Below are 26,503 nucleotides of genomic sequence, written 5' to 3'. Positions count from 1 at the left end.
GATCCCGTCGGCTTCAGACGAAGGTCCTGGAGACGCCCACACACCACCAGTCCTGCCTTCCGCTGAACGGAAGACAGGGACCAGTAAAGCGGTAGGGCCTGTCTGGCGGTTTCCAGCAGTAGCGAGCAGGTGCTCGGTGCGGTAGCTCGGTGTGCTGGAGTGAAGGCCTCGATGTGGTGTTCATCGTGGCCTTTGCTCCAGTGCAGCGAGATGCCGTGCCGAGTGCCGCGCAGCACGCAGGAAACCGTCAGACAGGCCCTAGACCAGGCGGCGGTCGGTGGCCCAGCGGGTGAGTTCGTGGCGGTTGGAGAGCTGGAGTTTGCGCAGTACCGAGGACACGTGGGTCTCGACCGTCTTGACCGAGATGAACAGCTCCCGGGCCACTTCCTTGTACGCGTAGCCGCGCGCGATCAACCGCAGTACCTCGCGTTCCCGCTGCGACAACCGGTCCAGGTCCTCGTCCACCGAGGCGATGTCGATCGCACCGGAGAACGCGTCCAGCACGAACCCGGCCAGCCGCGGCGAGAACACCGCGTCGCCGTCGGCCACCCGGCCGATCGCGTCGATCAGCTCGGTGCCGCTGATGTTCTTGGTGACGTAACCGCGGGCGCCGGCCCGGATAACGCCGATCACGTCCTCGGCCGCGTCGGACACCGACAACGCCAGGAACTTCACCTCCGGGTGCCGCTGGTGCACCTGCTTCATCACCTCGGTACCGCCGCCACCGGGCAGGTGGACGTCGAGCAGGACCACGTCCGGCTCGGTTCCCACGATCGCCTTCACCGCGGTGTCCACGTCGGATCCCTCGCCGACGATCTCCACCGCGGCGCCGATCTCGCTGCGCACGCCGGCCCGGAACATGTCGTGGTCGTCCACCACGACCACTCGCCTCTGCGTCATCTGTCCATCTCCAGTCGCACTTCGGTGCCTGTCTCCGGGCTCGACCGCACGGTCGCGCGGCCGCCGTGCCGTTCCATCCTGCCCATCACACTGTGCCGCAGGCCGAGCCGGTCCTCCGGCACGCCGTCGGTGTCGAATCCGTTGCCCCGGTCCCGGACGAAGATCTCCGCGCGGTCCCCGTCCACCTCGACGAACACGTCGATCTTGGCCGCACCGGAGTGCTTGGCCGCGTTCACCATCGACTCGCGCGCGGCCCGGACCATCGCGGACAGCCCTTCGGTCAGGTCGCAGTCGCCGACCGTGACCACCTCGACCGGTACGCCGTGGGAGTCCTCCACCTCGGCAGCGGCCCGTTTCGCCGCACCGGCCAGGGTCAGGTCGGCGTTGTCGTCCTCGTCGTACAACCAGGACCGCAGATCGCGTTCCTGCGAACGCGCCAGCCGTACGACGGCGCGCGGGTCGTTCGCCTGCTTCTGGATCAGGGCCAGGGTCTGCAGCACCGAGTCGTGCAGGTGTGCGGCCATGTCGGCGCGCTCCTGCGACCGGATGCGCTCACTGCGCTCCGAGTTCAGGTCTCTGGTCAGCCGGTGCACCCAGGGACCGGCGATGAGGCCGAGGCCGACCACTGCGAGCAGTAGGCCGATCAGTACGTCGCCGACCATCGACAGCCGGTTGTTCTGCACCAGGAACACCGTGACGGCCGTGCCGATCAGGGTGAGCCCGACCAGTACGCGGACCAGCGACTTGATCCCGCCCTTACCGAACAGCGCACCCAGGGTGGGGGCCTTGTTCGTCCAGGCGGTCTTCTGGCTCTCGTCCGCCTGCCGCCAGATCAGCGCCAGACCGGTGCCGGCGAACACCAGCGGCCAGAACATCTTCCCGGCGATCCCGAGCCCGGCGAACTGCAGCAGAAGCAGCAGCCCGATCCCGACCACGACCAGCGCGGTCACCTGGCCGCGGTTCTTCTCCCGCCGCCGGGCCTTGCCCTCGGTCATCGGCGGGGGCGGCAGGTCCGACCGCTTCCCCTGCCGGGTGGCCGCGGCCAGACCGGGCGCGGCCGGGACGGTCGGGGGCGCGAGCGGCATCAGGAACCAGAGCGCCGCGTAGATCAGGACGCCGAATCCACCGAAGACGGTCGCGGCGATGAACACCAGCCGGACCACGGTGTCGGACACCCCGAGGTGGTCCGCGACCCCACCGGCGACACCACTGAGCACGCGCCCCTCGGTGCGCCTGTACGCACGCCGGACCGGAGGGGGCTCATGGGCAGCGCCGGGGCCGTACTGTCCTGGACCCTGTGGTCCGTACCCGGACGGCCCATAGCCGGGACCGCCGTACTGACCAGGACCGCCGTAGTACTGACCGTTGCCGTATTGCCCTTGTCCTGGTGGTCCGTACGGCGGTTGGCCGGGCGGGCTCGCGGAGGGAGCCCCGGAGGAAGGGGATCCGCCCGTGGGCGCGGCTGCGGCTGGCTGAGTCATCCCCATGATCGTCACACGCGGACAGGCCTGACACCAGCAGGCTTCCCCCGGGCGCGGACCTCAGCATGCCCCCGCCCCGATCAGGGTCGCCCCGGGGAGAACCCCGATCCCGCGGCCGTCCGCTGACCGCCCGAGGACACAGCCGGGGTCGGCAGAGGGGGATCCCCGATGTTGCCGAGCGCGCCGGGGAGACACCATCGATGACATGGAGCAGAACTCGAACGGCTTCGACCGCGCCCAGATGCGGGAACCGCAGAGCTGGCGCCGGAGCCGGTCCGACCGGATGGTCGCGGGCGTCTGCGGCGGGATCGGCCGGGCCTTGAACATCGACCCCGTGCTGGTGCGCGTGGTCATGGCCGTGCTCATCATCAGCGGCCCGGGTGTGCTCTTCTATGCGGCCGCGTGGGTGCTGATGCCGGACGAGGGCAGCGACCGGTCGGCCGCGCAGGGCCTGCTCGGCGACCGGGTCCGGCCGGACCACCCGTGGTTGTGGCCGGTAGTGATCGGCGTGTGCGTGTTCGCCGCGATCGCGCTGATGTCGTCGTTCAACTTCGGAAAGATGGTGCCCGGGCCGCTCATCGTGCTCGGCCTGCTGTGGCTGTTCGTGTTCCGGCGCAAGGGCGGCCGGTCCCATTGGAGCCACGGCGGCCTGCATTGGACCGGCGACAACCAGAGCCAGACCCGCCCGCAGGACGTACCCGGCCAGACCGGTTCACAGGTCCCCGGCGCGCCGTACCAGGGCTACCAGCAGTACCCGGGCCAGCCCACGACCCCGCAGTACGAAGGAACGCAGCAGTACGCGGCCTCGCAGAGCGGCGGGGTCAGCTCCCCGACCGGCCCGTCAGCTCCCCCGGCGGGTCCGTCGTCCTCGGCCACACAGGCCCCCCAGGACCGCACCGTCGAGCCGGTCCGCCCTGTGTGGACCGAGGACGACCCACTCGGCCTGTACGCCGACGAGCCGCCCGCACCGCCCGTCCGCAGTACGAAGGCGGAACCGCCCGCCAAGGGCCTCCGCGGGGTGAAGCCGGCGATCGTCGCGCTGACCGGGCTCGCGATCGCGATCGCCTGGCTCGCAGGAGCCTCGACCCCGCTGATCCTGGCGATCGGCCTGGCCACGCTCGGCGGAGGCATGCTGATCGGCGGATTCCTCGGCCGGACCCTCGCCCTGCTGCCGATCGGCATCCTGCTCGCCCTCGGCGTGGCCTTCACCAGCTTCTTCAACGGGGTACCGCAGACCTTCGCCGACACCAACTACACCGCGACGCCGGACAAGCCGATCACCGCGACCAACCAGACGTACACCTTCGACGCCGGCGCCGTGAAGCTGGACCTGACGAAGGCGAAGTTCCAGCCCGGCGCCAAGATCGTCGTCGACGGCGGACTCGGCGAGGTGCTCATCAAGCTGCCCGCGAACGTCGACGTCACCGGTACCCTCACCGCCAAGGCCGGCGAGGTGGCAGCGTTCAGCGAGCAACGCGGCGGCCACGACCTGAAGCTGACAGTGGACGACGGCGGTGCCGACGGCAAGAAGGCCGGAGAGTCCCTCGTCCTGGACCTGAAGATGGATCTCGGCAGCATCAAGGTGGAGCGCGGATGAAGAAGACGAAGACCGACGTCCCGGGCGTGATCGCCGGCACGGTCCTGACCGGCGCCGCCACGCTCTGGATGCTGAACGACAACGGCATCCTCCCGATCGAAGACCTCGGCCCCGCCGCCGCGGTCCTGCTGGTGGCCGCCGGCGTCATCGGCCTGGCCGCCTCCCAACGCGACTAGGCCCCGGCCGTACGCCGTCCTGGACCGCGGGTCGGTGGGCCGGTACGGCTCGGCTAGGCTTGTTGCCCGCTCGGCTCAGGCCGGGCGCCGCAGGGGTCCGAGCGAGCGGGCCCCGTCGAAGGTCAACGGGAGTTCTGATGGTGCGCGGCACCGTGAAGTGGTTCAACGCCGACAAGGGCTACGGCTTTCTCGCCGTCGACGGCCAGGACGACGTGTTCGTCCACTGGAGCAAGATCATCTCCGACGGCTACAAGACCCTGGAGGACGGCCAGCAGGTCGAGTTCGAGGTCGTCGACGGCCCCAAGGGCCGCGAAGCCGAGGCCGTCAAGGCCATCTGACTTCCCACCGGGCCGACGCGACGCGTGGCAGCGGATTTCGGGTCGGCACGCAGCGTCGGCAACCGGTAACCTGACCACCTCACCTTGGGAGGGGTTGGCCAGTGACAGAGCCGGTGCACGTGATCCGGAAACTCGAGCAGGCGCTCGTCGACGACGACTTCGCCTGGTCGCTGCTGCTGGTCGGCGAGGACCAGACCGACAAGCTCGCCACGCTCACCGGTGACCTGCGCGGACCGGTGTCCGGCACCGGCGACGGCAAGCAGATCGCCTCCGGCTTCTCCTACTGGGGAATCGGCCCGACGATCGCCTGGGCGAACGCGACCAACGACCCGTTCTACCTGGTGATGAAGGCCGGTACGGAGTCGTTCCTGCGGCACTGGCGCAAGGTGAGGCCGCACCTGGACAGCACCGGCTTCCACCTGGTCAGCCTCGGCATCGGCACCGGGGTGAAGGACCGGACGATCCTGGAGGACATGCGCCGCAACAACAAGCACATGTACTACATACCGGTCGACATGAGCTCGGAGATGCTCCGGATGGGCACGGTCGAGGCGGTCCGGGGCGGCCGGTTCCCGATGGCGCAGGTGCTGCCGGTCCAGCTCGACTTCTCGATCGCCGACAACCTGTCTGAGCTGGCCCAGATGGTGACCCGGCTGATCGGCGAGGACCCGGTGCTGTTCACCCTGACCGGCAATACGCTGGCGAACTTCGAGAACGACGAAGAGCTGCTCCAGCTGGTCACTGACGTGCTCCGGCCGCAGGACCGGCTGCTGCTCGAGGTCGCGAGCACGACCCGGCTGGACCAGGAGACCGCGGACGCGGCCGCCGATGAGTACCACCAGACCCGGGCCTTCGCCGAGTTCGTCACCAGCGCCCTGCGGTACAACACGGATCTGAAGGTCGACAACGAGCACGTCAAGTTCATCGGCGAGATCCAGGACGAGGATGCGCTGCTGGTGAAGATCATGTGGCAGAACGACACCGGCAACGAGATCCGCATGGGTCTGCCCGATCACACCGATGTGGTGCTGCCGGTCGGCGACACGATCCGCCTGCTAACCACCCGGAAGTACTCGACGGCCCGGCTGAAGCGACTCACCACCTCGTGCAAGCTCACACCGGTCGAGGCGATCCAGTCCCAGTTCCGCTACACCCGTCGCCCGAACCCGTTCGGCCTGGAGCTCCTGCTGCTCGCCCCCGCGGCCGCCGGTGCCAACCCGAGCACCCTCGCCGACGACATCTGGCTGCGGTAGCCGCGGACCTCGGGCGGGGGTGATCTGGTGTGAGTGAGGAGGATCCGGCGACGGTCGCGCGGGAGCAGGCCGTCATCCGGGCTCGGCGGCGGGTGCTTGTGCGGCTGCGGGTGCTGGCGCGAGTCGTTCGGCTTTCGAAAGGGAGCGCGACCTGGGCGGCGTACCGGCGGACTGTCGTGACGACCGTCAGCTACGGACTGCTCGCGCTCGCTTTCGTGCTGGGCGTGATCTGGTTCTTCTGGCCGGAGAACTCCCGCTGGGAGCCGGCCGTCAACTCGCTCACCCTGGTCGCGGGTCTGACCGGCATCTTCGTCGAACGACTCACCGCCGAGGCCGAGCGCAGGAGCGAAGTACTCCGGGCCGTCGCCGACGAGCTGCAGGACAACACCCGTCTCCTGGCCGACGAGCGCTTCTCCCCGGACCCGCCTGGCCACCGCCAGGTCTACCCAAGACTCGTCGTCTCCGCCGTCGACCTGGCACTGGTATCCGGCGCCCTCGGCCGGCACCGCGACGCCGAACTGGTCGGCCTCATGCACCGATGGCGCGACACGGTCCACCTGTTCAACCGCCGCCTCGACCTGACCGAGATCAGCACGTTCTCCAGCTCGAGCACTGCCGAGGAGCTGGCCGCCTTCCACCGCGCCCTCAACCGCGAGAACAGCTACTTCGCCACCACCCGACAAATGCTCGAGACCCTGCTGGAGCGCCTCCCTCCACGCTGACGTCCGAAGAACCATGGCCTATGGCCTCAGGTTCTTCGGACGCGAGCGTGGGGTCTACTTGCGATAGACATAGAAGTTGGATTCGCGGGACATGTAGAGGTCGCGGTTCGGGGCCTGGGTGAGGACTGAGATCGGCCGGACCAGCTGCTCGTAGGCGAGCGTGCTGCGGTTGATCCGGAACACCTTGGCCTGGGCCTTGCCGTACAGGTAGCCGTCCGTTGCGTCGAAGTACAGGAACGCGTCCCGCCACACGTGGTGCACGGTGTCCCAGTTGTAGGTGCAGTACTGGGCAGTCCGCAAGGTCTTACGTTGCACGGGATCGAACTCGAAGACCTTGCAGGTCGAGTAGCCCCAGATGTGGCCGTTGCCGTCCACGGTCAACCCGCTGATGGCACGCTCGCCCGGCACCGGGACAGTCGTGTACTGCACCGCTCCGGTAGCCACGTCCACAGCCACCAGCTTCGCGTCGTACTCCGCCGCGTCGATGCCGTTGCCGCCCCAGACCGAGGTGGTTCCGTAGACGACACCGTTGCTGTAGGCAAGGCCGACGATGCTGTGCGTGGGAACGACATTCGTGAGCACCCTCGACGACCCGTCGGCCGGGTTGTAGAAGGCCAGCGTGCCGCCGAGCACCCCTGACGTGGGAACGGTGCCGACAGCAAGGATCCCGCCGGCGTCGATCATCGCGAACGGCCGATCCTGATGCTCGCCGGACAGGTCCAGCACCTTGCGTGGGTTGGTGCCGGGTGCCCACGGCTGCGCCGGGTCGTACTCGTAGATCAGGGCCTTCGGATACTCACCCAGGTAGAGCTTGTTCCCGACGGTGACCATGCCCTCCATCTGGCCGACGCCCTTCCGTCCGACCATCGTCCGGGTCGCCGGATCGAAGCTGGCGAGACCACCCGACAGGTAGCCGCTGCCGTAGACCTTGCCGTCCGGGCCGACCGCCAGCGACTGGACTGCCGTCGGCTGTTCCGTGAGCGCGGCCTGGAACGTCCGCACGTTGCCGGAGCTCAGGTTCACCCGCCAGAAGGCGCCGCCCGTGTTGGCCTTCACCAACAGGTCCCGCCCCGACACCACCCCGACGGCGTGCAGCAACGAGTTCGACTCGATGTGCGCGACCACCCGCGTCGTACCGCTGCACAGATCGATCGCGGTCACGTCCCCGGCCCGTACGACGTACAGCTGGTTGCGGTCGGCGACCAGCCCGATGCCGGTTACGCCTGGGATCTGCTTCGTCCAGGCAGCCTTGGTCAGGTCGTACAGCCACAACTCCCCCTCCGCGGCGGATGCCGCGAACCGGACGGCGAGGTAGTTGCCGGAGACCCGGATGTCATACGCGAACTGATTCGTGTCGATCCCGGCCGGATGGGCGAGCGGGGTCTTCGCACCCGTCTCCGGGTTGACCTCGACGACGTGCGCGTGCGCGCCGATCCCGGCGTACACCGTGCCGTCCGGTGCGATCGCCAGCGAGCGAACGAACTGCTCCCCCGCCACGAGCTGTCCGTAGTCCCGCACCACCCCGGTCTTCGGGTCGTAGCGGAAGAGCTTGCCGCCCGGCGAAGTCCCGCCGTAGAGGCGTCCACTCCCATCGGTGGCCACCGCCCAGATGAACGTCTCGCCGGCCACCGGTACGCCGAGGTCGGTGGCGGTCGCCGCTCCCCAGTTCCAGCGGAAGGCCTTCCCGGACGAGTAGCTGCCGATGTACGCCGTACCGTCGGGCGTCGCCGTGACCGCCCAGGTTCCCAGCGCTCCTGGCAACGGGACCTGGTGCTTCCTCGTGCCGTTGCGGGTGTCGATCACGGAGAAGAGCGCGCTCCCGGCCGCGACCGTGGACACGGTGTAGAGGTACGAGATCCCGTCCGGGCCGGTCACGACGGCGCCGCCCGGGGTGGTGACGCTGTTGAGCGGCAGCGGTGGAAGTTGCTCGAGGACGGGTGCGGCCGAGGCTGGTTGAGCCCCGGCCAGAGTGGTGCCGAGTAGCGCCAGAACAGCCAGCAAAGTGCGGACAGGTCTCATCGATCGGGCTCCTAGCCTCGGGCGGTGTCAGAAAGTTGATACCAACCCGACGATTAACGGTCAAGGCCGAAAGTCTGCACCTGCGCTCATGAAGTTAGGAATGATTAGAGGTTGACTTACCCGAGGCTCAGAAGCTCTACTTTCGGACACGACCGTAAATAGGTCTTCTACCGGAGGTTCGCCGTGCGATCAGCCCGCTCGCTCATCGCGGCAGCACTCGCCGCTCTGCTCGTCACGTCCGTGGCCGGCTCCGGCCTCGCCGAAGCCGGGCAAACGCCCAGCCCGCCACCCGTGGTACCGCTCGGTGTTCCGCTCGCGGACGTCCTGCTGATCGGCGGGACCGTGGCTCCCGGCCCGAGCGGCAAGCCCGTGCTGTGGAACGTCTCCACCGGCAAGCCCGCCTACCTCAACGCCGTGGACCCGGCCACCGGGGCCAGTCTGGTCTCCGCGCCGCTCCCCGGCGCGGACGGCAGCTACGCCGTGGCCGCTACGCCCGACGGCTCGATCTATGTCGGCACCTACGGCAACGGCCATCTGTACCGCTGGCGGCCCGGCGCCGGGAACGTTGCCGAGGACCTCGGCCAGCCGCTCGCCGGCCAGAGCTTCATCTGGCGCATCACCACCGACGACCAGGGCAACGTGTACGGCGGGACCTCCCCGGGCGGCAAGGTGTTCCGCTTCGACCCGGCGGCCAACGCGGTTCGCGACTACGGCCAGGCCGCTCCGGGCCAGCCGTATGTCAAGAGCATCGACTACGCAGACGGCAAGATCTACACCGGCTCCCTGCCCGACGCGCACATCATGGAGCTGGACGTGGCCACCGGCGCGATCACCGAACTCCCTACGCCACCGGGGCTCGGCGACACCTTGGGCAAGGTCGTGTACGACCTCAATGCGCGCGGCGGCCGGCTCTACGTACGGATCGGCACTGCCTTCCCCAGCCCGCTGTTCGTCTACGACCTCGCCACCCGAACCTGGGTGGACCAGATCCCCGACGCGCACGGGCTCGACACGGCGCCACCCGGTGGCGCGGGTGAGATCTACCTGATCCAGCAGAGCGAGCTGAAGCGGTACGACCCAGAGACGAAGGTCCTGACCGGCACCGGACTGACCTTCACCGGCCGGGTGCAGAACACGCGCTCGATCGGCTGGGCCGAGCTGGACCTGCCCGACTACCCGGGCAAGAGCATCGTCGGGACCCTGTGGCGGGGTGAGATGTTCCGCTACAACCCACAGACCGGCAAGTCCGCGATCCTGCCGACCGAAGTACGGCGGGAGCCGATCGAGATCCTGTCCGTGGCGGGTGGGAAGTCGTCCGCCTACGCGGGTGGCTTCCTGAACGGCGGCCTGGCCGTGGTCAACCCGTCCACGGGAGCGGCCGTCTTCAACCGGTTCTCCCAGATCGAGGCCGTCCTGGAAGCCTCGGACGGCAAGGTCTGGATCGGCGCGTACCCCGACGCCCGGCTCTACTCCTACGACACCACCAAGCCGTGGAGCAGCCCGGAGTACTCACCAGGGCCGCCCGGTACGCCGGACAATCCCAAGCTGGCCATCAACCTCAAGCCGGAACTGCAGATGCGAGCCCGGGCCCTGGCCGAGGTGGACGGCAAGATCGCCGTCGGCACGGTACCGGACGGCGACCGGCTCGGTGGTGCGCTGGCGATCCACGATCCGGCGACCGGTAGCACGCGGGTCTTCCGCAATGTCGTCCAGGACGAGAGCATCTTCGGGCTCACCGCTCGCAAGGGCATCGTCTACGGCGGCACCTCGATCACCGGCGGCCTCGCCACCACCCCGCCGACGCGTACCGAGGGCACGGTCTTCGCCTGGGACGTCGCCGGCTCCCGCAAGCTGTGGGAGACCGCGCCTGTTCCCGGAGCGGGCACGGTGAGCTCGGTCGCGTTCGGACCGGACGGACTGCTCTGGGGAGTGGCCGGCAAGACCGTCTTCGCCGTCGAGCCCAAGCACGGCAAGGTGATCCGCACCTATGTCCTCGGCACTACCTCCACCAGCGGCGACCTCGTCGCCACCAGCACGGCCCTGTACGCCGGGATCGACGGCAACAAGGTCTACAAGATCGACCCGAGGCCCAACCGCGCCCCCACCCTCTTCCTCCAGCAGCAGCACCGGCGGCTCGGAGTACGGGGTGACTGCCAGCTGCTGCTGACAAACGGCGCCGCACTGTTACGAGTCGACCTAAACCGTTGACAGCCGAAATTCCACCGAGCTAGTTTCGGGCTGGACCGTTATTAGCTCCGAGCTCCTGCCGCTACCTCCTCTGGACTAAGGGGTCCGATGAAAACCAGTGTCAGCCGCATCCTGGCGCCGCTCACCGCGTTCGCGGTCGCGGCCACACTCGCCGCCTGCGGGGACTCCTCGGAGTCGTCGTCGACCGGTTCCGTCACGGTCTGGATGTATCCCGTGATCGCCGACGAGCAGGCCAACACCGCCTACTGGGCGCAGGTCGAGAAGGACTTCGAGGCGGCCAACTCCGGCACAGATCTGAAGGTCGAGCAGCAACCCTGGGCCAACCGGGACCAGAAGCTCGCGGCCGCCTTCTCGGGTGGCAAGGGTCCCGATGTGCTGCTGCTCGGCCCGGACCAGATCCCGCAGTACGTCAAGAACGGATCGCTCGCGCCGGTCGACAAGGTGGTCGAGCCGGTCAAGTCGAGTTTCCTGCCAGGTGCGCTCACCGCCCTGACGACGGACGGCAAGCTCTACGCGGCGCCGATCTATCACACGATCACCACCACGCTCTACAACAAGAAGCTGCTGGACAAGGCGGGCATCACGACCCCGCCGCAGACCTGGGACGAGATCAAGGCAGCCGCGCCGAAACTCAAAGCCGCGGGCGTCGCGACGCTCGACTACTCGGCCTCGCCCGAGGCAACCCTCAACCTGAACTTCTACCCGTTGCTGTGGCAGGCGGGCGGTTCGGTGTTCTCCGCGGACGGCAAGAAGGCCGCCTTCAACGAACCGGCCGGCGTCGAGGCGCTCACGTTCCTCACCAGCCTGTACTCCGAGGGCGCGATCCCGAAGAGCGGCCTGACCAACGGGAACGTGATCGCCGACCAGGCGCTCGGCAAGCAGCAGGTGGCGATGGGGTTCACCAACACCCCGGCCGACGCCAAGACGGTCACGACCACCTGGGGCGCGGGCAACGTCGTCGTCGGTATGCCGCTGGAAGGCAAGAAGCGGGTCGGGTTCGGCCTGCCCGGCGGCCTGGCGGTGAACGCCGCCTCGAAGAACATCGAGGCCGCGGAGAAGTTCCTCACCTTCATGATCGAGCCGAAGCAGGTCGTTGCCCTCGGCACCGCGTCTGGCTTCCTGTCACCCCGGACCGACGCCAAGGTGCCGGCCAAGGACGCTCAGGCGGAGAAGTTCGCGGACGCCCTGCAGTACGCCTTCCCAGGTGAGCCGAACCCGGCCGCCCGGCAGGTGATGTCGCTGCTCGCCGCGGAGATCCAGGCCGCGCTGACCGGCAAGAAGACCCCGCAGCAGGCACTCGACGACGGTGCGAAGGCGGCCGACGACCTGCTGTCGAGACAACGTTGACCACCACACTCGACCCACCGGGCGGCACCGGAGGGGTCCGCCCGGCGGGCCGGCTGTCGGGCCGCCGGGCGGGCCGGCTTTCTGGGCGGTCACGAGCCGGGTTGTTGTTCGTGGCACCGATGCTGGTGTTGTTCATCGTGTTCCGGTTCGTGCCGGTGGCCGGTGCGGTGCTGCTCTCGTTGACCGACTACCGGCTCAGCGGTCAGTGGTCGTTCATCGCGGTGGAGAACTACACGCGGCTGCTGAGCGACAAGATGTTCCACGAGAGTCTCGCCGTCACGCTGACGTACACGGTGATCTTCGTGCCGCTGACGGTGCTGCTCTCACTCGGCACGGCATTGCTGCTGCACCAGGTGGTGTGGCGGCGCGGCTTCTTCCGGGGCGTGTTCTTCCTGCCCTACGTGACCAGCATCGTGTTGGCCGCGGTGATCTGGAAGTGGATCTACGACGCCGAGAGCGGTCTGCTCAACGGCATCCTCGGCGTGCTGTCCCTGGGCCCGGTCGACTTCCTCGGCCGGGCTGAGCTCGTCCTGCCGTCGATCGCGGTGACCTCGGCCTGGAAGGGATTCGGCTACTCGATGCTGATCCTGCTGGCCGGTCTGCAGTCGATCCCCCGCTCCTACCTGGAGGCCGCGATGATCGACGGCGCCGACAGCTGGCAGCGGTTCCGGTACGTGACCCTGCCGCAGCTGCGACCGGTGCTGTTCTTCGTCCTGGTGATCGAAACCATCCAGGCGTTCCAGGTCTTCGACGCGATGTACGTGATGACCGGCGGCGGCCCGGTCCGGTCCAGCTACTCGCTCGTCTACATGCTGTACGACTCCGGCTTCAAGTACTTCGACTTCGGCTACGCGAGCGCGATCGGCCTGGTGCTGTTCGCCATCGTGCTGGTCGTCTCCCTGGTCCAGCGCCGCCTCGTGGGGAGAGACGACTGATGACGAACCTCCTGGAGCGACCCAAGCTCGCCAAGCCCACCGAGGCGCCCCGCCGCAAGGAGCAGCCCGTCGCCCGGTTGACCCTGCCGACCCTGCTGGCGCTGACCGCGATCGTGACCGTCGCGCCGTTCGCCGCGATGGTGCTGGTCGCCTTCGCCCCGGCGAGCGGCCGCACCTTCCCCGACGCCCTCAACCCGGCCCGGATGACCTGGGACAACTTCGCCAGTGTGCTGTCCAGCTCGGACATCCCGCGCTGGACGGTGAACTCGCTGATCTACTCGCTGGTCTCGGTGTTCTTCATCCTGCTGTTCGCGGCGATGGCCGGCTACGCCTTCGCGAAGAAGCGGTTCCCGGGCCGGGAGCTGATGTTCTGGGCGTTCCTGGCGACGCTGATGGTGCCGTTCCAGGCGACCCTGATCCCGTCGTACATCCTGGTCTCGAAGCTGGACTGGGTGGACGGCTACTGGGGACTGATCGTGCCCACGCTGGCGAACTCCCAGGCGGTGTTCCTGATGCGCCAGTTCATCGGGCAACTGCCGGACGAACTGTTCGAGGCGGCGGAGATCGACGGCGCCCCGGAGTGGCGGATCTTCACCACGATCGTGCTGCCGCTGGTCCGGCCGGCGCTGGCCACGCTCGGCATCTTCGTCTTCCTCTGGCACTGGAACGACTTCCTCTGGCCACTGGTGATCGGGCAGTCCGGCGACATGCTGACGCTGACGGTCGGCCTGGCCACCCTGCAGACCGAGGCCGTGCCGATCAACCAGGTGATGGCCGGCGCGACCATCACCGTGCTGCCGAGCCTGCTCGTCTTCGGGCTGCTGCAGCGCTACCTCACCGACAGCATCGCGATGACGGGTCTCAAGGCATGAAGGTCGTCGACGCGAATCGGATCTTCGGGCCCATACCGACCGGTGACGTGCCGAGTGCGGACGCGCCCCGGCTACTGGCCGAGCTCGACCGGCTCGCCATCGACGCGGCCTGCGTCGTGCACTCGTACGCGCTGCACTACGACCCGACCGCACCACACGAGCTCCCGGACCACCCGCGGCTGTTCCCTGTTCCCGTGGTTGTCCCTGGACCGCTGGGGACATCGGCGCCGGCGGACGGCGTACGGGTGGTTCGGTTGTGTCCGGCCGAGCATCGGTTCGCTCTGACCGGATCACATGGTCTTCAAATGGCTCAGGACTTGGCGGATCGGGGCATCACGGTCTTGCTGGGCTGGGAATCCGCGAGCTTCGGCGAGATCGACCGGCTCGCCGGCGAGCTGCCCGGGCTGGGGATCGTGCTGATCAACACGGGCTACCGGAGCCTGCGGCAACTCGCCGACCTGATGGACGAGCATTCCGGCATCCGGGTGGACACGGCGACGCTCAGCGGGCATCAGAGCGTCGAGTGGATCGCCCGGCGATACGGCCCTCATCGGGTGCTGTTCGGGACGGGCGCGCCGGCGTCGGACGACACGGGACCGCGGTTCCAGCTCGACCATCTGGACCTGCCGGCCGCCGACGTGGAGTTGATTGCTGGGGGCAATGTCTTGGAGCTGCTGCGATGAGCCGGGTGATCGACGCCCACGGGCACCTCGGCTCGTGGTTCAACTTCGCGATTCCGGACAGCTCGACGCAGGGGCTGCTCGCGGTGATGGATCGCTGCGGCGTCGCGACGATGTGCGTGTCACATCTGCTCGGGGTCGGGCCGGACGCGCGGGCAGGAAACGCCAAGCTGTTGGCGGAGCTGGCTCGATACCCGGACAGGCTTCTCGGCTACGCCGTTTACGATCCGCACGATCCGCAGGCACCTGAACGAGCGGCGGACCTGCTGAGTGTGCCCGGCGTGATCGGGTTGAAGCTACACCCGGAGACGCATGAGCATTCGTTGGCCGGACCGGGTTACGAGCCCGCCTTCGAGTTGGCCGCGGAGCGCGGTCGCCTGGTGCTTTCGCACAGTCAGCACGAGTCGCCCTGGTCGGATCCGGCGCACTTCGCGGTCGTCGCTGCGCGGCATCCATCGGTCCAGCTGCTGATGGGACACGCCGGGCTCACGCCGCCGGGATTCGCCGCGGCGGCCGAGGTGGCAACGCAGTACCCGAATGTGACGCTGGAGATCTGCGGGTCGCGGATGACGGATGGGGACCTGGCCTGGCTGGTTGCCACCGTGGGCGCGACTCAACTGGTGTTCGGCTCCGACGCGCTCTTCCTGGATCTCCGCGTCGGCCTCGGCCGGGTGATGCTCGGCCCGCTGGCGCCGGCCGATCGCGACCTGCTGCTCTTCGGCACGATGACCCGGCTCCTGGAGGGAATCCGATGACGCTGGCTCTGGACGGCGGTACGCCGGTACGCCGCGCGGGCTGGCCGAGCTGGCCACCCGCGGCCACCGCGGAACAACGCGAACTCCTGCTGGAGGTGCTTGACAGCGGTGCGTGGGGAGCCACCTCCGGTACGAAGGTCACCGAGTTCGCCGGAGCCTTCGCGCACTCGGTCGGTGCGCAGTACGGGGTGGTTGTGGTGAACGGAACGGTCGCGCTCTTCCTGGCGCTACGGGCGCTCGGGGTCGGCACGGACGACGAGGTGATCGTGCCCGCCTACACGTTCGTGGCCAGCGCGACAGCGGTCATCCTCGCGGGCGCGCGGCCGGTGATCGCGGACGTCACGCCGGACACGCTGCACCTCGATCCGGCCTCGGCGGAGCGCCTGATCGGGCCGCGGACCAAGGCGATCATGCCGGTCCACCTCGCCGGAGCTCCGGCGGACGCCGACAAGCTGGGCGAGCTTGCCCGGGTGCACGACCTCGCGATCGTGGAGGACGCCGCGCAGGCCCATGGCGCGGCCTTCCGGGGGCGGCCGGCCGGCACCCTGGGTGATGCGGCCTGCTTCAGTTTCCAGTCCAGCAAGGCGATGACCGCCGGTGAAGGTGGGCTGATCGTCACCGACGACCTGAGCCTCTACCAACGCTTGTGGTCGCTGCACAACGTCGGACGGAGCCTGGACGGAGGTTGGTACGAGCACCCCGAGGTCGGGTGGAATCTGCGGATGACGGAGTTCCAGGCCGCCGTACTGCTTCCGCAGCTTGCTCTGCTAGGTGGACAGCTCGCGACCCGGGAACGGGCGATCACCTTCCTGGAAAGAGAGTTGAAGGGCTTCGATGGTCTGGCGTTGCTGCCCGAGCCGGCTGGAACCACCAGGAACAGCCGGCATCTGGCGATGCTGCGCTACGACGCTCGAGCTTTCGGCGGCCGCGGCAAGGCCGACTTCGTGGCCGCGATGACTGCCGAGGGAGTGCCGCTGGATGCCGGGTATCGCTCGTTGTCCCGCGAGGCCGCGCTTCGCCCGTACGGCGTACAGCAGGTTTGCCCGGTGGCGGAGTCCGCCGAGGAGTCGGTGGTCTGGATCCGCCAGCACCTGCTGATGGCCGATGAGCAGGCGCTGGCGGACATCATCACCGCGGCGGAGAAGGTCCGGCAAGCCTTCGCTAGTTGATGATCTTGCCGAACGCCTCGATGGACTCGAGGGCCTCGGACTGCGGCATCCCCGGCGGCTGGATCCGCAGGATGATGCCGTCGGCACCGAGTTCTCCGTAGTGCTGCAGTCGTTCGGCGCACTGGTCGGGCGAGCCGATCAGGCTGCGCGCGGCGATGTCGTCCCAGCCCTGGGTGTAGCGGGACACGTCCGCCGAGGTGCGCTTCCAGCCGGTGTACGCGTCGTACAGATCGCGCAGCGGTTCCTCCAGCGACTGGCGCGCCTGTTGGGAGGTCGGGGCGCAGAACCCTTCCCGGCAAAGGATCACCTCGGCGCCGAGGGTGCCCGCACCTCGCGGATAGGAGCGGTACTCCGAGATCTTGGCGGGCAGGTCCGCGTCCAGCTCGTTGAACGAGGTGGTCCAGCCGTCGCACATCCGGGCGGTCCGCTCGAGCATCGCGGACACCCGGCCGCCGTTCCACAGCCGCGGACGCGGGTTCTGCACCGGCCGGGGCGACAGGAATGCCTCGTGGACCGACGTGAACCTGCCCTCGTGGGTCACCTCGTCCTCGGTCCACAGCCGGGTGAGGATCGTGAGGCACTCCTCGAAACGCGCGACCCGCTCGGCCTGCGTCACGCCGTACAGCGCGAACTCCTCCGGCCGGTAGCCGAGCACGAAGCCGGCGGTCAGCCGCCCGCCGGACAGCACGTCGAGGTGCGCGAGCGTCTCGGCCAGTACGACCGGGTGGTAGAGCGGGGCGACGATGCCGGCCGTGGCGATCCCGATCCGGTCGGTGTGCGCCGCCAGCCAGGTCAGCGAGGTGAGGATCTCGTGGTACCCCGGCCGGTGCAGGTGCCGCTCGCCGAGCACGATCCACTCGAAGCCGGCCTGCTCGGCCAGCCGCGCCTGCTCGACCGCGTACTCGACGGATGGCCGATCGGAGGTGTCGCCGTACTGATTCAGATACAGACCCAGCCGCATCAGGGGTGCCGCCTTCCATTGACATCGACCGACCGCGCTACTTACGGTCTTGACCGTAAATGGTTTGTTCCCGATTTGCGACCCCCAGGAGCCAGATCTTGAGCATCGCCCGTGACATCGGCCGTGACACCGGCACTGCACCTGGCCCCTCAGCCTCTGCCGACAGCGCTCCCATCACCGCGATCCGGACCCGGGTGGTGAGTGCGCGGTACAGGCAGCCGTTCAAGATCAGCAGCGGGATCAGCACCGACCTGATCAGTCTGGTCGTCGAGATCGAAACCGCTGACGGCACCGTCGGAGTCGGCGAGACCTCGCCGATGACCGCCTACACCGGCGAGACGCTGGCGGGGGTCACCGCCGCCATCGAGGACCACCTCGCGCCCGCGCTGCTCGGCCGCGACCCGCTCGACAGGGCCGGTGCCCACCTGGTGATGGACGCCGTACTGCGTGGGCAGCACGTGGCCAAGGCCGGCCTCGACATCGCGCTCTACGACCTGGCCGGGCACCTCAGTGGCTGGCCCGTCCACGCCCTGCTCGGTGGCAGCATCCGGCAGCGGGTCCAGACCGCCTGGGTGGTCGGACTCGGCACGCTCGACGAGATGGCGGCGGAAGCGGCGGAGTACGCCGATCGTGGGTTCCGGCATCTCAAGGTCAAGGGAGGCAAGGATCCGGCGCAGGACCTGGAGTTGGTCCGGGCGGTCCGCGCGGTGCTACCGGCTGATGCCGAGCTCTGCCTGGACGCCAATGAGGGATACGACGCGACCACTGCGCTACCGATGCTCACCAAGATGACCGAGGCCGGGTTGTCCCTGCTGGAGCAGCCCTTGCCTCGCTGGGATCTCGCCGGGCTGGTCAGGCTTCGGGAGCGGCTCGACCTGCGTCTGATGGTCGACGAGAGCATGCACTCGCTGCAGGACGCGCTGGAGATCGTGCGGCGAGGCGCGGCCGATGTACTGAACATCAAGATCCTCAAGGTCGGTGGACTCCATCGGGCGTTGCAGATCGCGAACGTGGCCGAAGCAGCCGGACTGGCGGTGAAGATCGGCTCCATGCCTGAACTGGGTGTGGCTACGCTCGCTGCTGTTCACCTGGCCGCCGCGGTGCCGGGTGCCACGGTCCCGGCCGACCTGGTCGGGCCGATGCTGGTCAACGAGGAACCACTGGCCCCTAGCGCCTTCGGCGAGGCCAACGGCTGGGTCGACGTACCGACCCGGCCAGGCCTTGGCCACGACGTCTGACAGGGAGGTCCTGCGCATGCACGCACTGGTCGACCGACTCCGCGGCACCTTGCTGCCCGCTGTCGTCACGCCGATGTCCAGCGACGGCGTGGTGGCGTACGGCGCCCTGACCTCGTACGCCGAGGCGATCGCGGCCGGCCCGATCGGTGGCGTCGCTGTCTGGGCGCACACCGGCCGGGGGCTCTACCTGAGCGAGTCGGACCGCTCAACGGTGCTCACGACCTGGCGGCAGGCCACCAGTACGCCGATCGTGGCTGGGGTCGGCGTACCGCGCGCTGTGTCGGCAGGCAGCCTGCAGGAGGCGGCAGACGCGACGGTGGCAATGGCCGTCGCTGCTGCTAGCCACGGAGCTGATGCGGTGATGGTCTGTCCCCTTGCTGCGTTGGGTTCGCTGCCTGACGGCCACGCTGCCGCGGTGCGACTGCACGAGCGGGTGGCGGCCGAGAGTGGGCTCCCACTGGTCGGGTTCTACCTGCACGGCGAGGCCGGCGGCTATCCGTACTCGCCTCAGCTGATCCGGGACCTCCTCGAACTGCCCGCGATGCTCGGGATCAAGACGGCCACGCTGCATCAGGCGATCGGCTGCCAGGACGCGATCTGGGCGGCTAGAGGGACGGGAAAGCTGTCCATCACGGGCGAGGACCGGATGTTCGGGCCGTCGATGATGTGGGGCGCGGACACGGCGCTGGTGGGGATAGCGGCCGCCCAGGTCGAGCTGTCGGCCGCAGTACTGCGGGCCTGGACCGGTGGCGACCATGGCGGCTTCCTGGCTGCCTCTGAGCGGCTGGATCGTTTCGCCGCCGCGACCTTCTACGACCCCATCGAGGGGTACGTGCAGCGGATGCTGTGGGCCGCGGTCTGGGAGGGCCTGCTGCCCGAGGAAGCCGCCCACGATCCCTACGGCCCTACTCTGCCCGCCTCTGAGCGCGACACCGTCATTCGTTGCCTGGAAGCGCTCTAGAGTCCGAAGAGTTCCTCGGCGTTCTTCGACAGCACCTGCTCCAGCTCCTCCGGCGTGAAGCCCGCGTCACGGATGACACCCAGCGAGACGCACGGGTCGATCAAGGTCGAGTCCGTCCCGAACAAGAATTGCCCGATTGGTACTCCGGCCGCCCGGGCGAAGGGGATCCGCCCGGCGTCCGTGACAGTGCGGCAGTGTTCGAGGTAGAGCCGGTCGCATTCCACCGCGGCACGGGCGGCCTCGCGCCAGGCGTCCCCGCCCGCATGTCCCACGATCACGCGGAGCCGGGGGCGGTCCTGCAGCATCCCTGGCAGCTTGGCGACATCAGTCCCCCAGGTGTGCAGGAGCAGCGGCACGCCTACTTCGTCGAGCAGGTCGAACGCTTCGGCCATCAACGGCGAGCTGATCGAGACCTCCGGATAGCTCGTGTGGATCTTGGCGCCCAGGAACCGGCCGGTGCTCAGGCAGTCGCGGAGGTCGTCGGCACTGCGCTCCAGGCGGTTGGGGTTGATCACCGCATAGCCGTAGAGCCTTGGCTGGCTGGTGAGCACCTCCGCCAGAGCGGCGTTGCCCGCCACCGCGTCGTACACGACCGCCTCGGCGGCGGAGACGAGCTGCAGGTCGATGCCGTACCGGTCCATCAGCTCCACGTTGAGGCTGACGTCGCCGACCTCCAGGTGGTACGGCCAGGGTCCCCAGTGGCCGTGGACGTCGATGATCCGCATCAGCCCACCTTCCCGAGCAGCGCCTTCACGTTGCCGCCGGCAATCAATGCGCGATCCCCCGGGTCGATCCGGGCGTACCGCAGCCGGAGCGTCTGCGGCGAGACATCCATGAACGGCGTCCGGGACCCGAACACCAGGTGCTCGGCCCCCACCGTCTCCACGACCCGCTCGATCCCGTCCGGGCTCGACAACATCCGCGTGGTCGCCCGGAACCCCGGCTCGTCCCGGGCGATCAGCAGGAAGTCGGTCAGCAGATACACATGCAGATCGAGGAACACCACGTCTGCCCCTCGCCCCGCCAGCACCGGCCCGAACGTCCGCGGATCCCCGTCCTGCAACAACACCATCCCCCTGGCGACCGCCTCCCCCACCACATGCTCGTACGCCGGCGTCGCCCCCTGTACCCCTTGCTGCAGCGTGAACAACCGCAGACACCGCACCCCCTGATCCACCAACTCGTCCAGCCGTTCACCCACCCCCACCGCATCCCGCAGATCAACGGTGCCGACCGGGATGAACTCCGGCCCGCCCACGCCGCTTCCCGCTGCCTGCAGGGTTTCCGCGTTGCCCGCGGCGGCGTCGAAGAGGGCTCCTCGGGTGGAGATCGCCAGGGCGTGCTGGATGCCGGAGCGGCCGAGGTGCCGGCGTACCGTGCGCAGGTCCGGGTCTTCCGGGTGGGCGGGCCAGGCGCCGAAGAGTACGTCGACGTCGTACTCGATTTGTTCTTCCGGGGATCTGGTCAGCCAGTCAGGCACCCGCATGCACCTTCCGGAGGGCTTGAGCGATCTCGTCGACGTCCACCTTCGTGTAGGCCTCGTTCCAGGGCAACACCAGCAGGGTGTGCTGGATCAACCGCTCCGCGTTCGGGCAGAGGCCGGCGTTGTAGTCACGATCCAGCGGATACCGCGACGTCCCGTAGACCGGCGCCCCGGCGAAGACCGGATTGGCATACAGCGGCCGGTCCAGATAGCCGGCCATGGCGGGAATCCCCTCCGCAGCCAAAGCCTGCGCCCAGCGCCGGTTGTCACCGGGAACGATCAACGGGAACAACCACCACGCATGCCCGGCGACAGCGGGCAACCCCAGGGCTTGCAGATCAGCGAGGGCCGCGACCAACTGCTCGGCACGCGCCCGCCGTCTCCCGACCACGTCGGCGACCTTCTCGAGTTGGCACCGGGCGACCGCTGCGATCAGTTCCGTCATCCGGCAATTCAGGCCGAGAGTGAGATGGACGCGGCCCTTGGCGCGATCCCAGCCCTTGTCCATGAACAGCCGCATCCGGTCCGCCAGCTCCGGGTCGGCGGTGATCGCCAGCCCGCCGTCCCCCGCCGTGATGTGCTTGTACTGCTGCAGGCTGAAGCACGCGATGTCCCCGAACCGCCCGAGCAGTTCACCTTCGGCGGTAGTCCCGAGCCACGCCTGCGCGCAGTCCTCGATCAGCAGCAGGTCGTGCCGGTCCGCGATCGCCCGCAAAGCCACGATGTCGGCCGGAGCACCGAAGAGATGGACCGCGATGATCGCCCGGGTCCGAGGCGTGATCGCCGCCTCCACCGCGACCGGATCCAGATTGCCGGTCGTTGGATCCACATCGGCGAAGACCGGTACGCCGTTCTGCGCCAGGATCGGCGCGACCGTGCCGAAGTCGGAGATCGGCGTGGTGATCACCTCGTCGCCCGGCTCGAACCGGACGGCCGCGACGGCCAGATGCAGCGCGGCGGTCCCCGAGCTGCAGGCGACCGCCGAACGGCCGTAGAGAGCCTCCATCTCGGCTTCCAGCGCTCGCGTCTCGCCGCCGAAGGTGCTGCAGAGCACGGCCGAGTCGAGCACCCGCAGTACGGCCTCGCGCTCCTCGGCGCCGATCGTGCGACCGGCCGGCTCCAGTACTCCGGGCAGCGGCGGCCGCCGGACCGTTCCGGACATACGCGACTCCTGGGTCCAGGGCAATTAAGGTCTTGACCGAAACGTAGGAGACGGCGTGAACTGTCGTCAAGGGCAGCGCAAGAGCGGGCAAGCCTTGCGCTATTCTGCCGACTTGAGGGCCGGGCCAGAAGTTCCGGTCACCACCTGGGGCGAACCGGCAAGGAGTGCACCACGTGATCACCGTCGGGATCATCGGCCCGGAAGACCTGGTCCAGCGCGTGCTGGCGGTCGGGACGGGCAGTGCGGCCACCCTGCTTCCGCTGCCCTACCGGCACGAGAGCGAGACCGTCGACCTGGTCGGGCAGGTCCAGGAGAAGGTCGACGCCATCCTCTTCACCGGCGTCGTCCCGTACACGATCGCCACCGCGGCCGGCGTCATCGACCGTCCCTCGATGTACGTCTCGTACGACGGCGCCACCCTGCTGCGGGCTCTCGTCGAACTGCTCCGACTCGGCCACGACGTCACCCGGCTCTCGATCGACACGCTCCGGCGCAGCGAAGTACTGGAGACCCTGATCGAGGCGAAGCTACCCACCGAGCAGATCCATGTGCTCCCGTACCGGGCCGGGCTGACCTCCGACGACATCGTCGCCTTCCACCGGACGGCCCGGGAACGCCACGACACGAAGGTGGCGATCAGCTGCCTCGGCTCGGCCTTCCACCTGCTGGAGAACGAGATGCCGTCCGTCCGGCTGGCGCCCTCGCGGTACTCGATCCAGTCCACGCTGCAGGCGCTGGTCCTGACCACCACCGGCCAGCACGTCGGCGACGCCCAGGTCGCGCTGGGCGTCATCGAGCTCCCCGAGCCGGACGAGGCGCTGGCCGGCGACCTGATCACGCTGGGCGGCAGCCTCGCGGCCCTCCCGGACGGGCGGAACCTGGTCGTGACGACGCGAGGGTTACTCGAACAGGCCACCGAGCAGTTCACCCGGATGCCTCTGCTCGACCATCTGGCCGCACGACACGCCACGGCCCGGGTCGGCTTCGGCGTCGGCCGTACCGCGGCCGAGGCCGAGGCGCTCGCCCGTCGAGCCGTGAGCCGGGCAGCCTCGATCGGCCCGGTCGCCGGCGTTGTGTCGATGTCGGACGACGTCGAGATCGTCATCGAGCCGGCCAGCGACCAGGACCAACCCGCCGCCGAACGCGGACCGGAAAGCCTGCCCCTGCTGGCCCGCCGGGTCGGACTCAACACCCAGACGCTCTCCCGGATGCGTGAACTGGGCGCGTCCCTGCCCGACGGCCTGACCACCCAGGACGTCGCCGAACATCTGACCGTCCAGCTTCGAACCGCCCGCCGCGTCCTCAAGCGGCTGGAACGCGCGGGCCTTGCGGACCCGATCGGCAGCCAGCAACACGGCCGCACCGGTCGCCCTCCGACCATCTACCTCATTCGGCTCTGAGCGCGCAGCTGATCATCAGGGCCTGATCACGGTCACGCCGGCCGGGGTCCCGGCGGTCAGAGCGTCCAAGGCTTCCGGTACCTCGTCGAGACCGATCGTCCGGGTGATCAGGTCGGCCGGACGGAGGTTGCCTGAAGCAACCAGGTCAAGCATCTCGGGATAGGTGTGCGCCGCCATCCCATGGCTGCCCAGCCATTCGAGCTCCTGGCCGATCAGCCGGCTGACATCAAGCCGTACTCCGGACGGCAGCAACCCGACCTGCAGATGACGTCCCCGCGGCCGCAAGGCGAGCAACGCCTGCTGGACGATCTCGTTCGACCCCAGCGCGTCCATCGTTACGTGCGCGCCGCCGCCGGTCAGGTCGCGGATCGCTTGCACTGTCTCCGGAGCGGCCTGCACCGTGTCTGTCGCGCCGTACGAGCGAGCCAGCTCCAGGGCGGCCGGATTGGTGTCGACGGCAATCACCCGGGCGCCGAGAGCCGCCGCGATCATCACCGCGGACAGGCCGACCCCACCGCAGCCGAAGATCACCACGTTCTCCCCGGCCTCGACCCGCCCCACCTGGTGAACAGCGCGGAACGAGGTGGCGAAGCGGCACCCGAGACCCGCGGCCGTGTCGAAGTCGAGCGACTCCGGCATCCGGACCAGGTTCACCTCGGCGAACGGCAGTGCGACGTACTCGGCGAAGGATCCCCAGTAGTTGAACCCGGGCTGCAGCTGGTTCGGGCAGACCTGGTGGTTGCCCTCCTTGCACTGTTCGCATTGACCGCACGCACAGATGAACGGCGTCGTGACCCGATCCCCGACCTGCCAGCCGTTGACGCCCTCGCCGACGGCCGTGATCGTCCCCGCGAGCTCGTGACCGGGGACGTGCGGCAGGACGATGTCCGAGTCGTGCCCCTGCCAACCGTGCCAGTCGCTGCGGCACAGACCGGTCGCCTCGACCCGCAGTACTACGCCGCCCGCGGCGGGCTCCGGCGTGGGCACGTCCTGGATCGTGGGCAGGACGCCGAACTGCTCGATGACAATCGCGCGCATCCGGCCATCCTCACCCACGAACGCCCGGAGTGCGAGGGATCAGAGTGCGAGATCAGCCGCCCGCGACGGCCGGGATGATGGAGACCTGGCCGCCGTCCTTGATGTTGGTCTGCAGGCCCTCGGTGAACCGGACGTCGTCGTTGTCCACGTAGACGTTGACGAACCGGCGCAACTCGCCCGAATCGTCCAGCACCCGGCCCTTGATCCCCGGGAACGAGGTGTCGAGCGACTCCAGCACCTCGCTCAGCGTCGCGCCCTCGACGGACACCTCGGACGCGCCCTTGGTGTAGGGCCGCAGGATGGTCGGGACGCGAACACTGACACTCACTGGAGTCCTGCCTTCACGAAGGCGTCGTACGACGCGGGGATGGTCACCTTGGGGCCGACCCGGTCGGCCACGGCGTCGAGCGTCTTCAGCCCATCGCCGGAGTTGATGATCACCGTCTCGGCCTCGGGGTCGAGCTGCCCGGTCTCGATCAGCTTCTTGAGTGTCGCGACCGTCACCCCACCTGCGGTCTCGGTGAAGATGCCCTCGGTCCGGGCCAGCAACTGGATGCCCTCGATGACCTCTTCGTCGCTGACGTCCGCGATCACACCACCGGTACGCCGGGCCACGTCGAGCACGTACGGGCCGTCGGCCGGGTTGCCGATCGCGAGCGACTTGGCGATCGTGTCGGGCTTGACCGGCTGCACCACGTCATGTCCGTCGCGGAATGCCTGGGCGACCGGGGAGCACCCCGTCGCCTGTGCGCCGTACACCTTGTATTCGGTGGCGTCGACCAGGCCGAGCTTGCCGAGCTCGGTGAAACCCTTGTCGATCTTGGTCAGCTGCGAACCGGAGGCGACCGGGATGACGATCTGCTCCGGCAGCCGCCAGCCGAGCTGCTCGGCGATCTCGAACGCGAGTGTCTTGGAGCCCTCGGAGTAGTACGGGCGGACGTTGACGTTGACGAACGCCCAGCCGTCCTCCTCGCCGGCGATCTCGGAGGCGAGCTTGTTCACGTCGTCGTAGTTCCCGTCGACGGCGACCAGAGTGCCGCCGTACACGGCGGTGGTGATGATCTTGGGACGCTCGAGGTCCTTCGGGATGAAGACGACCGAGCGGATGCCGGCCCGGGCGGCCGCGGCGGCGACGGCGTTGGCCAGGTTGCCGGTGGACGGGCAGGCGAAGACCTTCATGCCGAGCTCGCGGGTGGCGCTCAGCGCGGACGCGACCACGCGGTCCTTGAAGGAGTGGGTCGGGTTGCCGGAGTCGTCCTTCACCCAGAGCTTGCGCAGACCGAGCTCGCGGGCCAGGTTGCCGGCGTCGATCAGTCGCGTGTAGCCGGGTTCGGTGTTCGGGAAGCTGGCCACGTCGGTGGGCACGGGCAGCAGCGGCTGGTAGCGCCAGATGTTCTTCGGGCCGGCCTCGATCTGCTCACGGGTGATGGCCGGGAACTCGTACCCGACCTCGAGCGGACCGAAGCACTCCATACAGGCGTAGAACGGACCGAGTTCCGACTTCGCCCCACAGGCGCGGCAGCTCAGGTGCGTACCGTTGCCGAAGGCACCTTCACGGATCGTGTGGGTCGAAGGGGCAGCGGTCAGGCTCATGGAGGTGTCCTCCTCATCTTCCCCGGACGCCGGATCTCGGCGCGGGACGGATTTGGCACCTTTCCGCCGCGAGCGCCTCCGGAGCGAGGCCTCCACGGGGAGGGTTGCCGGGACTTCAACGGGCCGTTCCCTCAGTCCCTCTGGATGAGCACCACAGAGATTACCCAATCGAGTCCAAATCTTGTCCCTCGATCCCATCATCCGAGACGGCTGAT

Annotated in this window: 25 protein-coding genes and 1 riboswitch; of the genes, 15 read left to right on the top strand and 10 right to left on the bottom strand. The window is 68.6% G+C overall.

All coding sequences use genetic code 11. The features are described 5' to 3' along the window. Positions 1-258 precede the first annotated feature (258 nt). Both EV643_RS33200 and EV643_RS33195 read right to left on the bottom strand, forming a co-directional pair. Positions 259-900 carry a response regulator gene (locus EV643_RS33200; protein ID WP_133804145.1) on the bottom strand — a complete coding sequence of 214 codons (642 nt, stop codon included), beginning with the start codon at positions 898-900 and terminating at the stop codon, positions 259-261. Next, positions 897-2,381 (bottom strand): ATP-binding protein, encoded by a 1,485-nt coding sequence (locus EV643_RS33195; protein ID WP_133804144.1) that lies wholly within the window; start codon positions 2,379-2,381, stop codon positions 897-899. Before EV643_RS33195 ends, EV643_RS33200 begins: the two co-directional genes overlap by 4 nt. 205 nt (positions 2,382-2,586) lie before the next feature. Between EV643_RS33195 and EV643_RS33190 the strand changes: the two genes are divergently transcribed. The 5 genes from EV643_RS33190 (at position 2,587) to EV643_RS33170 (ending at position 6,467) form a co-directional block, all read left to right on the top strand. After that, positions 2,587-3,978, top strand: a complete 1,392-nt coding sequence (locus tag EV643_RS33190) for a PspC domain-containing protein (protein WP_133804143.1) — start codon at positions 2,587-2,589, stop codon at positions 3,976-3,978. After that, on the top strand, positions 3,975-4,154 hold the full coding sequence (locus EV643_RS33185) for a hypothetical protein (RefSeq protein ID WP_133804142.1): 180 nt from the start codon (positions 3,975-3,977) through the stop codon (positions 4,152-4,154). The genes EV643_RS33190 and EV643_RS33185 overlap by 4 nt, the downstream gene beginning before the upstream one ends. A gap of 137 nt (positions 4,155-4,291) precedes the next feature. Continuing rightward, positions 4,292-4,492: a cold-shock protein gene (locus EV643_RS33180; protein WP_133804141.1), complete on the top strand. Its 201-nt coding sequence runs from the start codon at positions 4,292-4,294 to the stop codon at positions 4,490-4,492. 101 nt (positions 4,493-4,593) lie between these two features. Beyond that, complete coding sequence (locus EV643_RS33175) at positions 4,594-5,745, top strand: L-histidine N(alpha)-methyltransferase (RefSeq protein ID WP_133804140.1); 1,152 nt, start codon at positions 4,594-4,596, stop codon at positions 5,743-5,745. A gap of 29 nt (positions 5,746-5,774) precedes the next feature. Continuing rightward, a complete protein-coding gene (locus tag EV643_RS33170) occupies positions 5,775-6,467 on the top strand; it encodes a hypothetical protein (protein ID WP_133804139.1) in 693 nt (230 codons plus the stop codon). A gap of 54 nt (positions 6,468-6,521) precedes the next feature. Here EV643_RS33170 and EV643_RS33165 read toward each other — a convergent pair whose 3' ends face one another. After that, a complete protein-coding gene (locus EV643_RS33165; protein WP_133804138.1) occupies positions 6,522-8,486 on the bottom strand; it encodes an NHL repeat-containing protein in 1,965 nt (654 codons plus the stop codon). Positions 8,487-8,669: 183 nt separating this feature from the next. Between EV643_RS33165 and EV643_RS33160 the strand changes: the two genes are divergently transcribed. The 7 genes from EV643_RS33160 (at position 8,670) to EV643_RS33130 (ending at position 16,452) form a co-directional block, all read left to right on the top strand. After that, positions 8,670-10,694 carry a ligand-binding sensor domain-containing protein gene (locus tag EV643_RS33160; RefSeq protein ID WP_133804137.1) on the top strand — a complete coding sequence of 675 codons (2,025 nt, stop codon included), beginning with the start codon at positions 8,670-8,672 and terminating at the stop codon, positions 10,692-10,694. An 87-nt stretch (positions 10,695-10,781) separates the two neighbouring features. Then, a complete protein-coding gene (locus tag EV643_RS33155) occupies positions 10,782-12,041 on the top strand; it encodes an ABC transporter substrate-binding protein (protein ID WP_133804136.1) in 1,260 nt (419 codons plus the stop codon). Positions 12,042-12,160: 119 nt separating this feature from the next. Beyond that, positions 12,161-12,976 carry a carbohydrate ABC transporter permease gene (locus tag EV643_RS33150; RefSeq protein ID WP_133804204.1) on the top strand — a complete coding sequence of 272 codons (816 nt, stop codon included), beginning with the start codon at positions 12,161-12,163 and terminating at the stop codon, positions 12,974-12,976. Further along, positions 12,976-13,848: a carbohydrate ABC transporter permease gene (locus tag EV643_RS33145; RefSeq protein ID WP_238165958.1), complete on the top strand. Its 873-nt coding sequence runs from the start codon at positions 12,976-12,978 to the stop codon at positions 13,846-13,848. The genes EV643_RS33150 and EV643_RS33145 overlap by 1 nt, the downstream gene beginning before the upstream one ends. Continuing rightward, on the top strand, positions 13,845-14,531 hold the full coding sequence (locus tag EV643_RS33140) for an amidohydrolase family protein (RefSeq protein ID WP_133804135.1): 687 nt from the start codon (positions 13,845-13,847) through the stop codon (positions 14,529-14,531). The genes EV643_RS33145 and EV643_RS33140 overlap by 4 nt, the downstream gene beginning before the upstream one ends. Next, entirely contained in the window at positions 14,528-15,283 is a 756-nt protein-coding gene (locus tag EV643_RS33135) for an amidohydrolase family protein (RefSeq protein ID WP_133804134.1), read from the top strand. The genes EV643_RS33140 and EV643_RS33135 overlap by 4 nt, the downstream gene beginning before the upstream one ends. Beyond that, a complete protein-coding gene (locus EV643_RS33130; RefSeq protein WP_133804133.1) occupies positions 15,280-16,452 on the top strand; it encodes a DegT/DnrJ/EryC1/StrS family aminotransferase in 1,173 nt (390 codons plus the stop codon). The genes EV643_RS33135 and EV643_RS33130 overlap by 4 nt, the downstream gene beginning before the upstream one ends. On the opposite strand, the gene EV643_RS33125 is transcribed toward EV643_RS33130, so the two are convergent. Then, a complete protein-coding gene (locus EV643_RS33125; RefSeq protein WP_133804132.1) occupies positions 16,445-17,413 on the bottom strand; it encodes an LLM class flavin-dependent oxidoreductase in 969 nt (322 codons plus the stop codon). The two genes, EV643_RS33130 and EV643_RS33125, sit on opposite strands and share 8 nt — an antisense overlap. A gap of 98 nt (positions 17,414-17,511) precedes the next feature. Here EV643_RS33125 and EV643_RS33120 point away from each other — a divergent pair, with 98 nt between their 5' ends. Continuing rightward, complete coding sequence (locus tag EV643_RS33120) at positions 17,512-18,651, top strand: mandelate racemase/muconate lactonizing enzyme family protein (protein ID WP_238165957.1); 1,140 nt, start codon at positions 17,512-17,514, stop codon at positions 18,649-18,651. Between the two features lie 16 nt (positions 18,652-18,667). After that, on the top strand, positions 18,668-19,612 hold the full coding sequence (locus EV643_RS33115; protein ID WP_133804130.1) for a dihydrodipicolinate synthase family protein: 945 nt from the start codon (positions 18,668-18,670) through the stop codon (positions 19,610-19,612). Here EV643_RS33115 and EV643_RS33110 read toward each other — a convergent pair. From EV643_RS33110 to EV643_RS33100, 3 genes are read right to left on the bottom strand one after another with little or no spacing between them, the layout of a single operon-like run. Beyond that, the gene (locus EV643_RS33110; protein WP_133804129.1) at positions 19,609-20,337 is read right to left on the bottom strand and encodes an amidohydrolase family protein; all 729 of its coding nucleotides are present in this window, start codon (positions 20,335-20,337) and stop codon (positions 19,609-19,611) included. The two genes, EV643_RS33115 and EV643_RS33110, sit on opposite strands and share 4 nt — an antisense overlap. After that, a complete protein-coding gene (locus EV643_RS33105) occupies positions 20,337-21,098 on the bottom strand; it encodes an amidohydrolase family protein (RefSeq protein ID WP_133804128.1) in 762 nt (253 codons plus the stop codon). The genes EV643_RS33110 and EV643_RS33105 overlap by 1 nt, the downstream gene beginning before the upstream one ends. After that, on the bottom strand, positions 21,085-22,257 hold the full coding sequence (locus tag EV643_RS33100) for a DegT/DnrJ/EryC1/StrS family aminotransferase (protein ID WP_133804127.1): 1,173 nt from the start codon (positions 22,255-22,257) through the stop codon (positions 21,085-21,087). Before EV643_RS33100 ends, EV643_RS33105 begins: the two co-directional genes overlap by 14 nt. A 173-nt stretch (positions 22,258-22,430) precedes the next feature. Between EV643_RS33100 and EV643_RS33095 the strand changes: the two genes are divergently transcribed. After that, positions 22,431-23,657 (top strand): hypothetical protein, encoded by a 1,227-nt coding sequence (locus tag EV643_RS33095; protein WP_133804126.1) that lies wholly within the window; start codon positions 22,431-22,433, stop codon positions 23,655-23,657. A 15-nt stretch (positions 23,658-23,672) separates the two neighbouring features. Here the strand turns inward: EV643_RS33095 and EV643_RS33090 are convergent, their stop codons facing one another. Genes EV643_RS33090 through thrC form a run of 3 tightly spaced genes read right to left on the bottom strand, consistent with a single transcriptional unit; the run spans position 23,673 to position 26,288 of the window. Then, a complete protein-coding gene (locus EV643_RS33090; protein WP_133804125.1) occupies positions 23,673-24,695 on the bottom strand; it encodes a zinc-dependent alcohol dehydrogenase family protein in 1,023 nt (340 codons plus the stop codon). Positions 24,696-24,747: 52 nt separating this feature from the next. Beyond that, positions 24,748-25,023 (bottom strand): ubiquitin-like small modifier protein 1, encoded by a 276-nt coding sequence (locus tag EV643_RS33085; RefSeq protein WP_133804124.1) that lies wholly within the window; start codon positions 25,021-25,023, stop codon positions 24,748-24,750. After that, entirely contained in the window at positions 25,020-26,288 is a 1,269-nt protein-coding gene (gene thrC, locus EV643_RS33080; RefSeq protein WP_133804123.1) for a threonine synthase, read from the bottom strand. The genes EV643_RS33085 and thrC overlap by 4 nt, the downstream gene beginning before the upstream one ends. A gap of 10 nt (positions 26,289-26,298) precedes the next feature. Beyond that, a riboswitch (SAM riboswitch) is annotated at positions 26,299-26,439 on the bottom strand. Positions 26,440-26,503: the final 64 nt, after the last annotated feature.

It is taken from the genome of Kribbella caucasensis, assembly GCF_004361855.1.
GTDB classification, from domain to species: Bacteria; Actinomycetota; Actinomycetes; order Propionibacteriales; family Kribbellaceae; genus Kribbella; species Kribbella caucasensis.
This window is presented reverse-complemented; position numbering and strand designations above follow the sequence as displayed.

Bases quoted from the DNA above. Each gene is read 5' to 3' on its own strand.
- EV643_RS33200 (WP_133804145.1), bottom strand. From the start codon at position 900: ATGACGCAGAGGCGAGTGGTCGTGGTGGACGACCACGACATGTTCCGG.
- EV643_RS33195 (WP_133804144.1), bottom strand. From the start codon at position 2,381: ATGACTCAGCCAGCCGCAGCCGCGCCCACGGGCGGATCCCCTTCCTCC.
- EV643_RS33190 (WP_133804143.1), top strand. From the start codon at position 2,587: ATGGAGCAGAACTCGAACGGCTTCGACCGCGCCCAGATGCGGGAACCG.
- EV643_RS33185 (WP_133804142.1), top strand. From the start codon at position 3,975: ATGAAGAAGACGAAGACCGACGTCCCGGGCGTGATCGCCGGCACGGTC.
- EV643_RS33180 (WP_133804141.1), top strand. From the start codon at position 4,292: ATGGTGCGCGGCACCGTGAAGTGGTTCAACGCCGACAAGGGCTACGGC.
- EV643_RS33165 (WP_133804138.1), bottom strand. From the start codon at position 8,486: ATGAGACCTGTCCGCACTTTGCTGGCTGTTCTGGCGCTACTCGGCACC.
- EV643_RS33155 (WP_133804136.1), top strand. From the start codon at position 10,782: ATGAAAACCAGTGTCAGCCGCATCCTGGCGCCGCTCACCGCGTTCGCG.
- EV643_RS33150 (WP_133804204.1), top strand. From the start codon at position 12,161: ATGCTGGTGTTGTTCATCGTGTTCCGGTTCGTGCCGGTGGCCGGTGCG.
- EV643_RS33145 (WP_238165958.1), top strand. From the start codon at position 12,976: ATGACGAACCTCCTGGAGCGACCCAAGCTCGCCAAGCCCACCGAGGCG.
- EV643_RS33140 (WP_133804135.1), top strand. From the start codon at position 13,845: ATGAAGGTCGTCGACGCGAATCGGATCTTCGGGCCCATACCGACCGGT.
- EV643_RS33135 (WP_133804134.1), top strand. From the start codon at position 14,528: ATGAGCCGGGTGATCGACGCCCACGGGCACCTCGGCTCGTGGTTCAAC.
- EV643_RS33130 (WP_133804133.1), top strand. From the start codon at position 15,280: ATGACGCTGGCTCTGGACGGCGGTACGCCGGTACGCCGCGCGGGCTGG.
- EV643_RS33125 (WP_133804132.1), bottom strand. From the start codon at position 17,413: ATGCGGCTGGGTCTGTATCTGAATCAGTACGGCGACACCTCCGATCGG.
- EV643_RS33115 (WP_133804130.1), top strand. From the start codon at position 18,668: ATGCACGCACTGGTCGACCGACTCCGCGGCACCTTGCTGCCCGCTGTC.
- EV643_RS33110 (WP_133804129.1), bottom strand. From the start codon at position 20,337: ATGCGGATCATCGACGTCCACGGCCACTGGGGACCCTGGCCGTACCAC.
- EV643_RS33105 (WP_133804128.1), bottom strand. From the start codon at position 21,098: ATGCGGGTGCCTGACTGGCTGACCAGATCCCCGGAAGAACAAATCGAG.
- EV643_RS33100 (WP_133804127.1), bottom strand. From the start codon at position 22,257: ATGTCCGGAACGGTCCGGCGGCCGCCGCTGCCCGGAGTACTGGAGCCG.
- EV643_RS33090 (WP_133804125.1), bottom strand. From the start codon at position 24,695: ATGCGCGCGATTGTCATCGAGCAGTTCGGCGTCCTGCCCACGATCCAG.
- thrC (WP_133804123.1), bottom strand. From the start codon at position 26,288: ATGAGCCTGACCGCTGCCCCTTCGACCCACACGATCCGTGAAGGTGCC.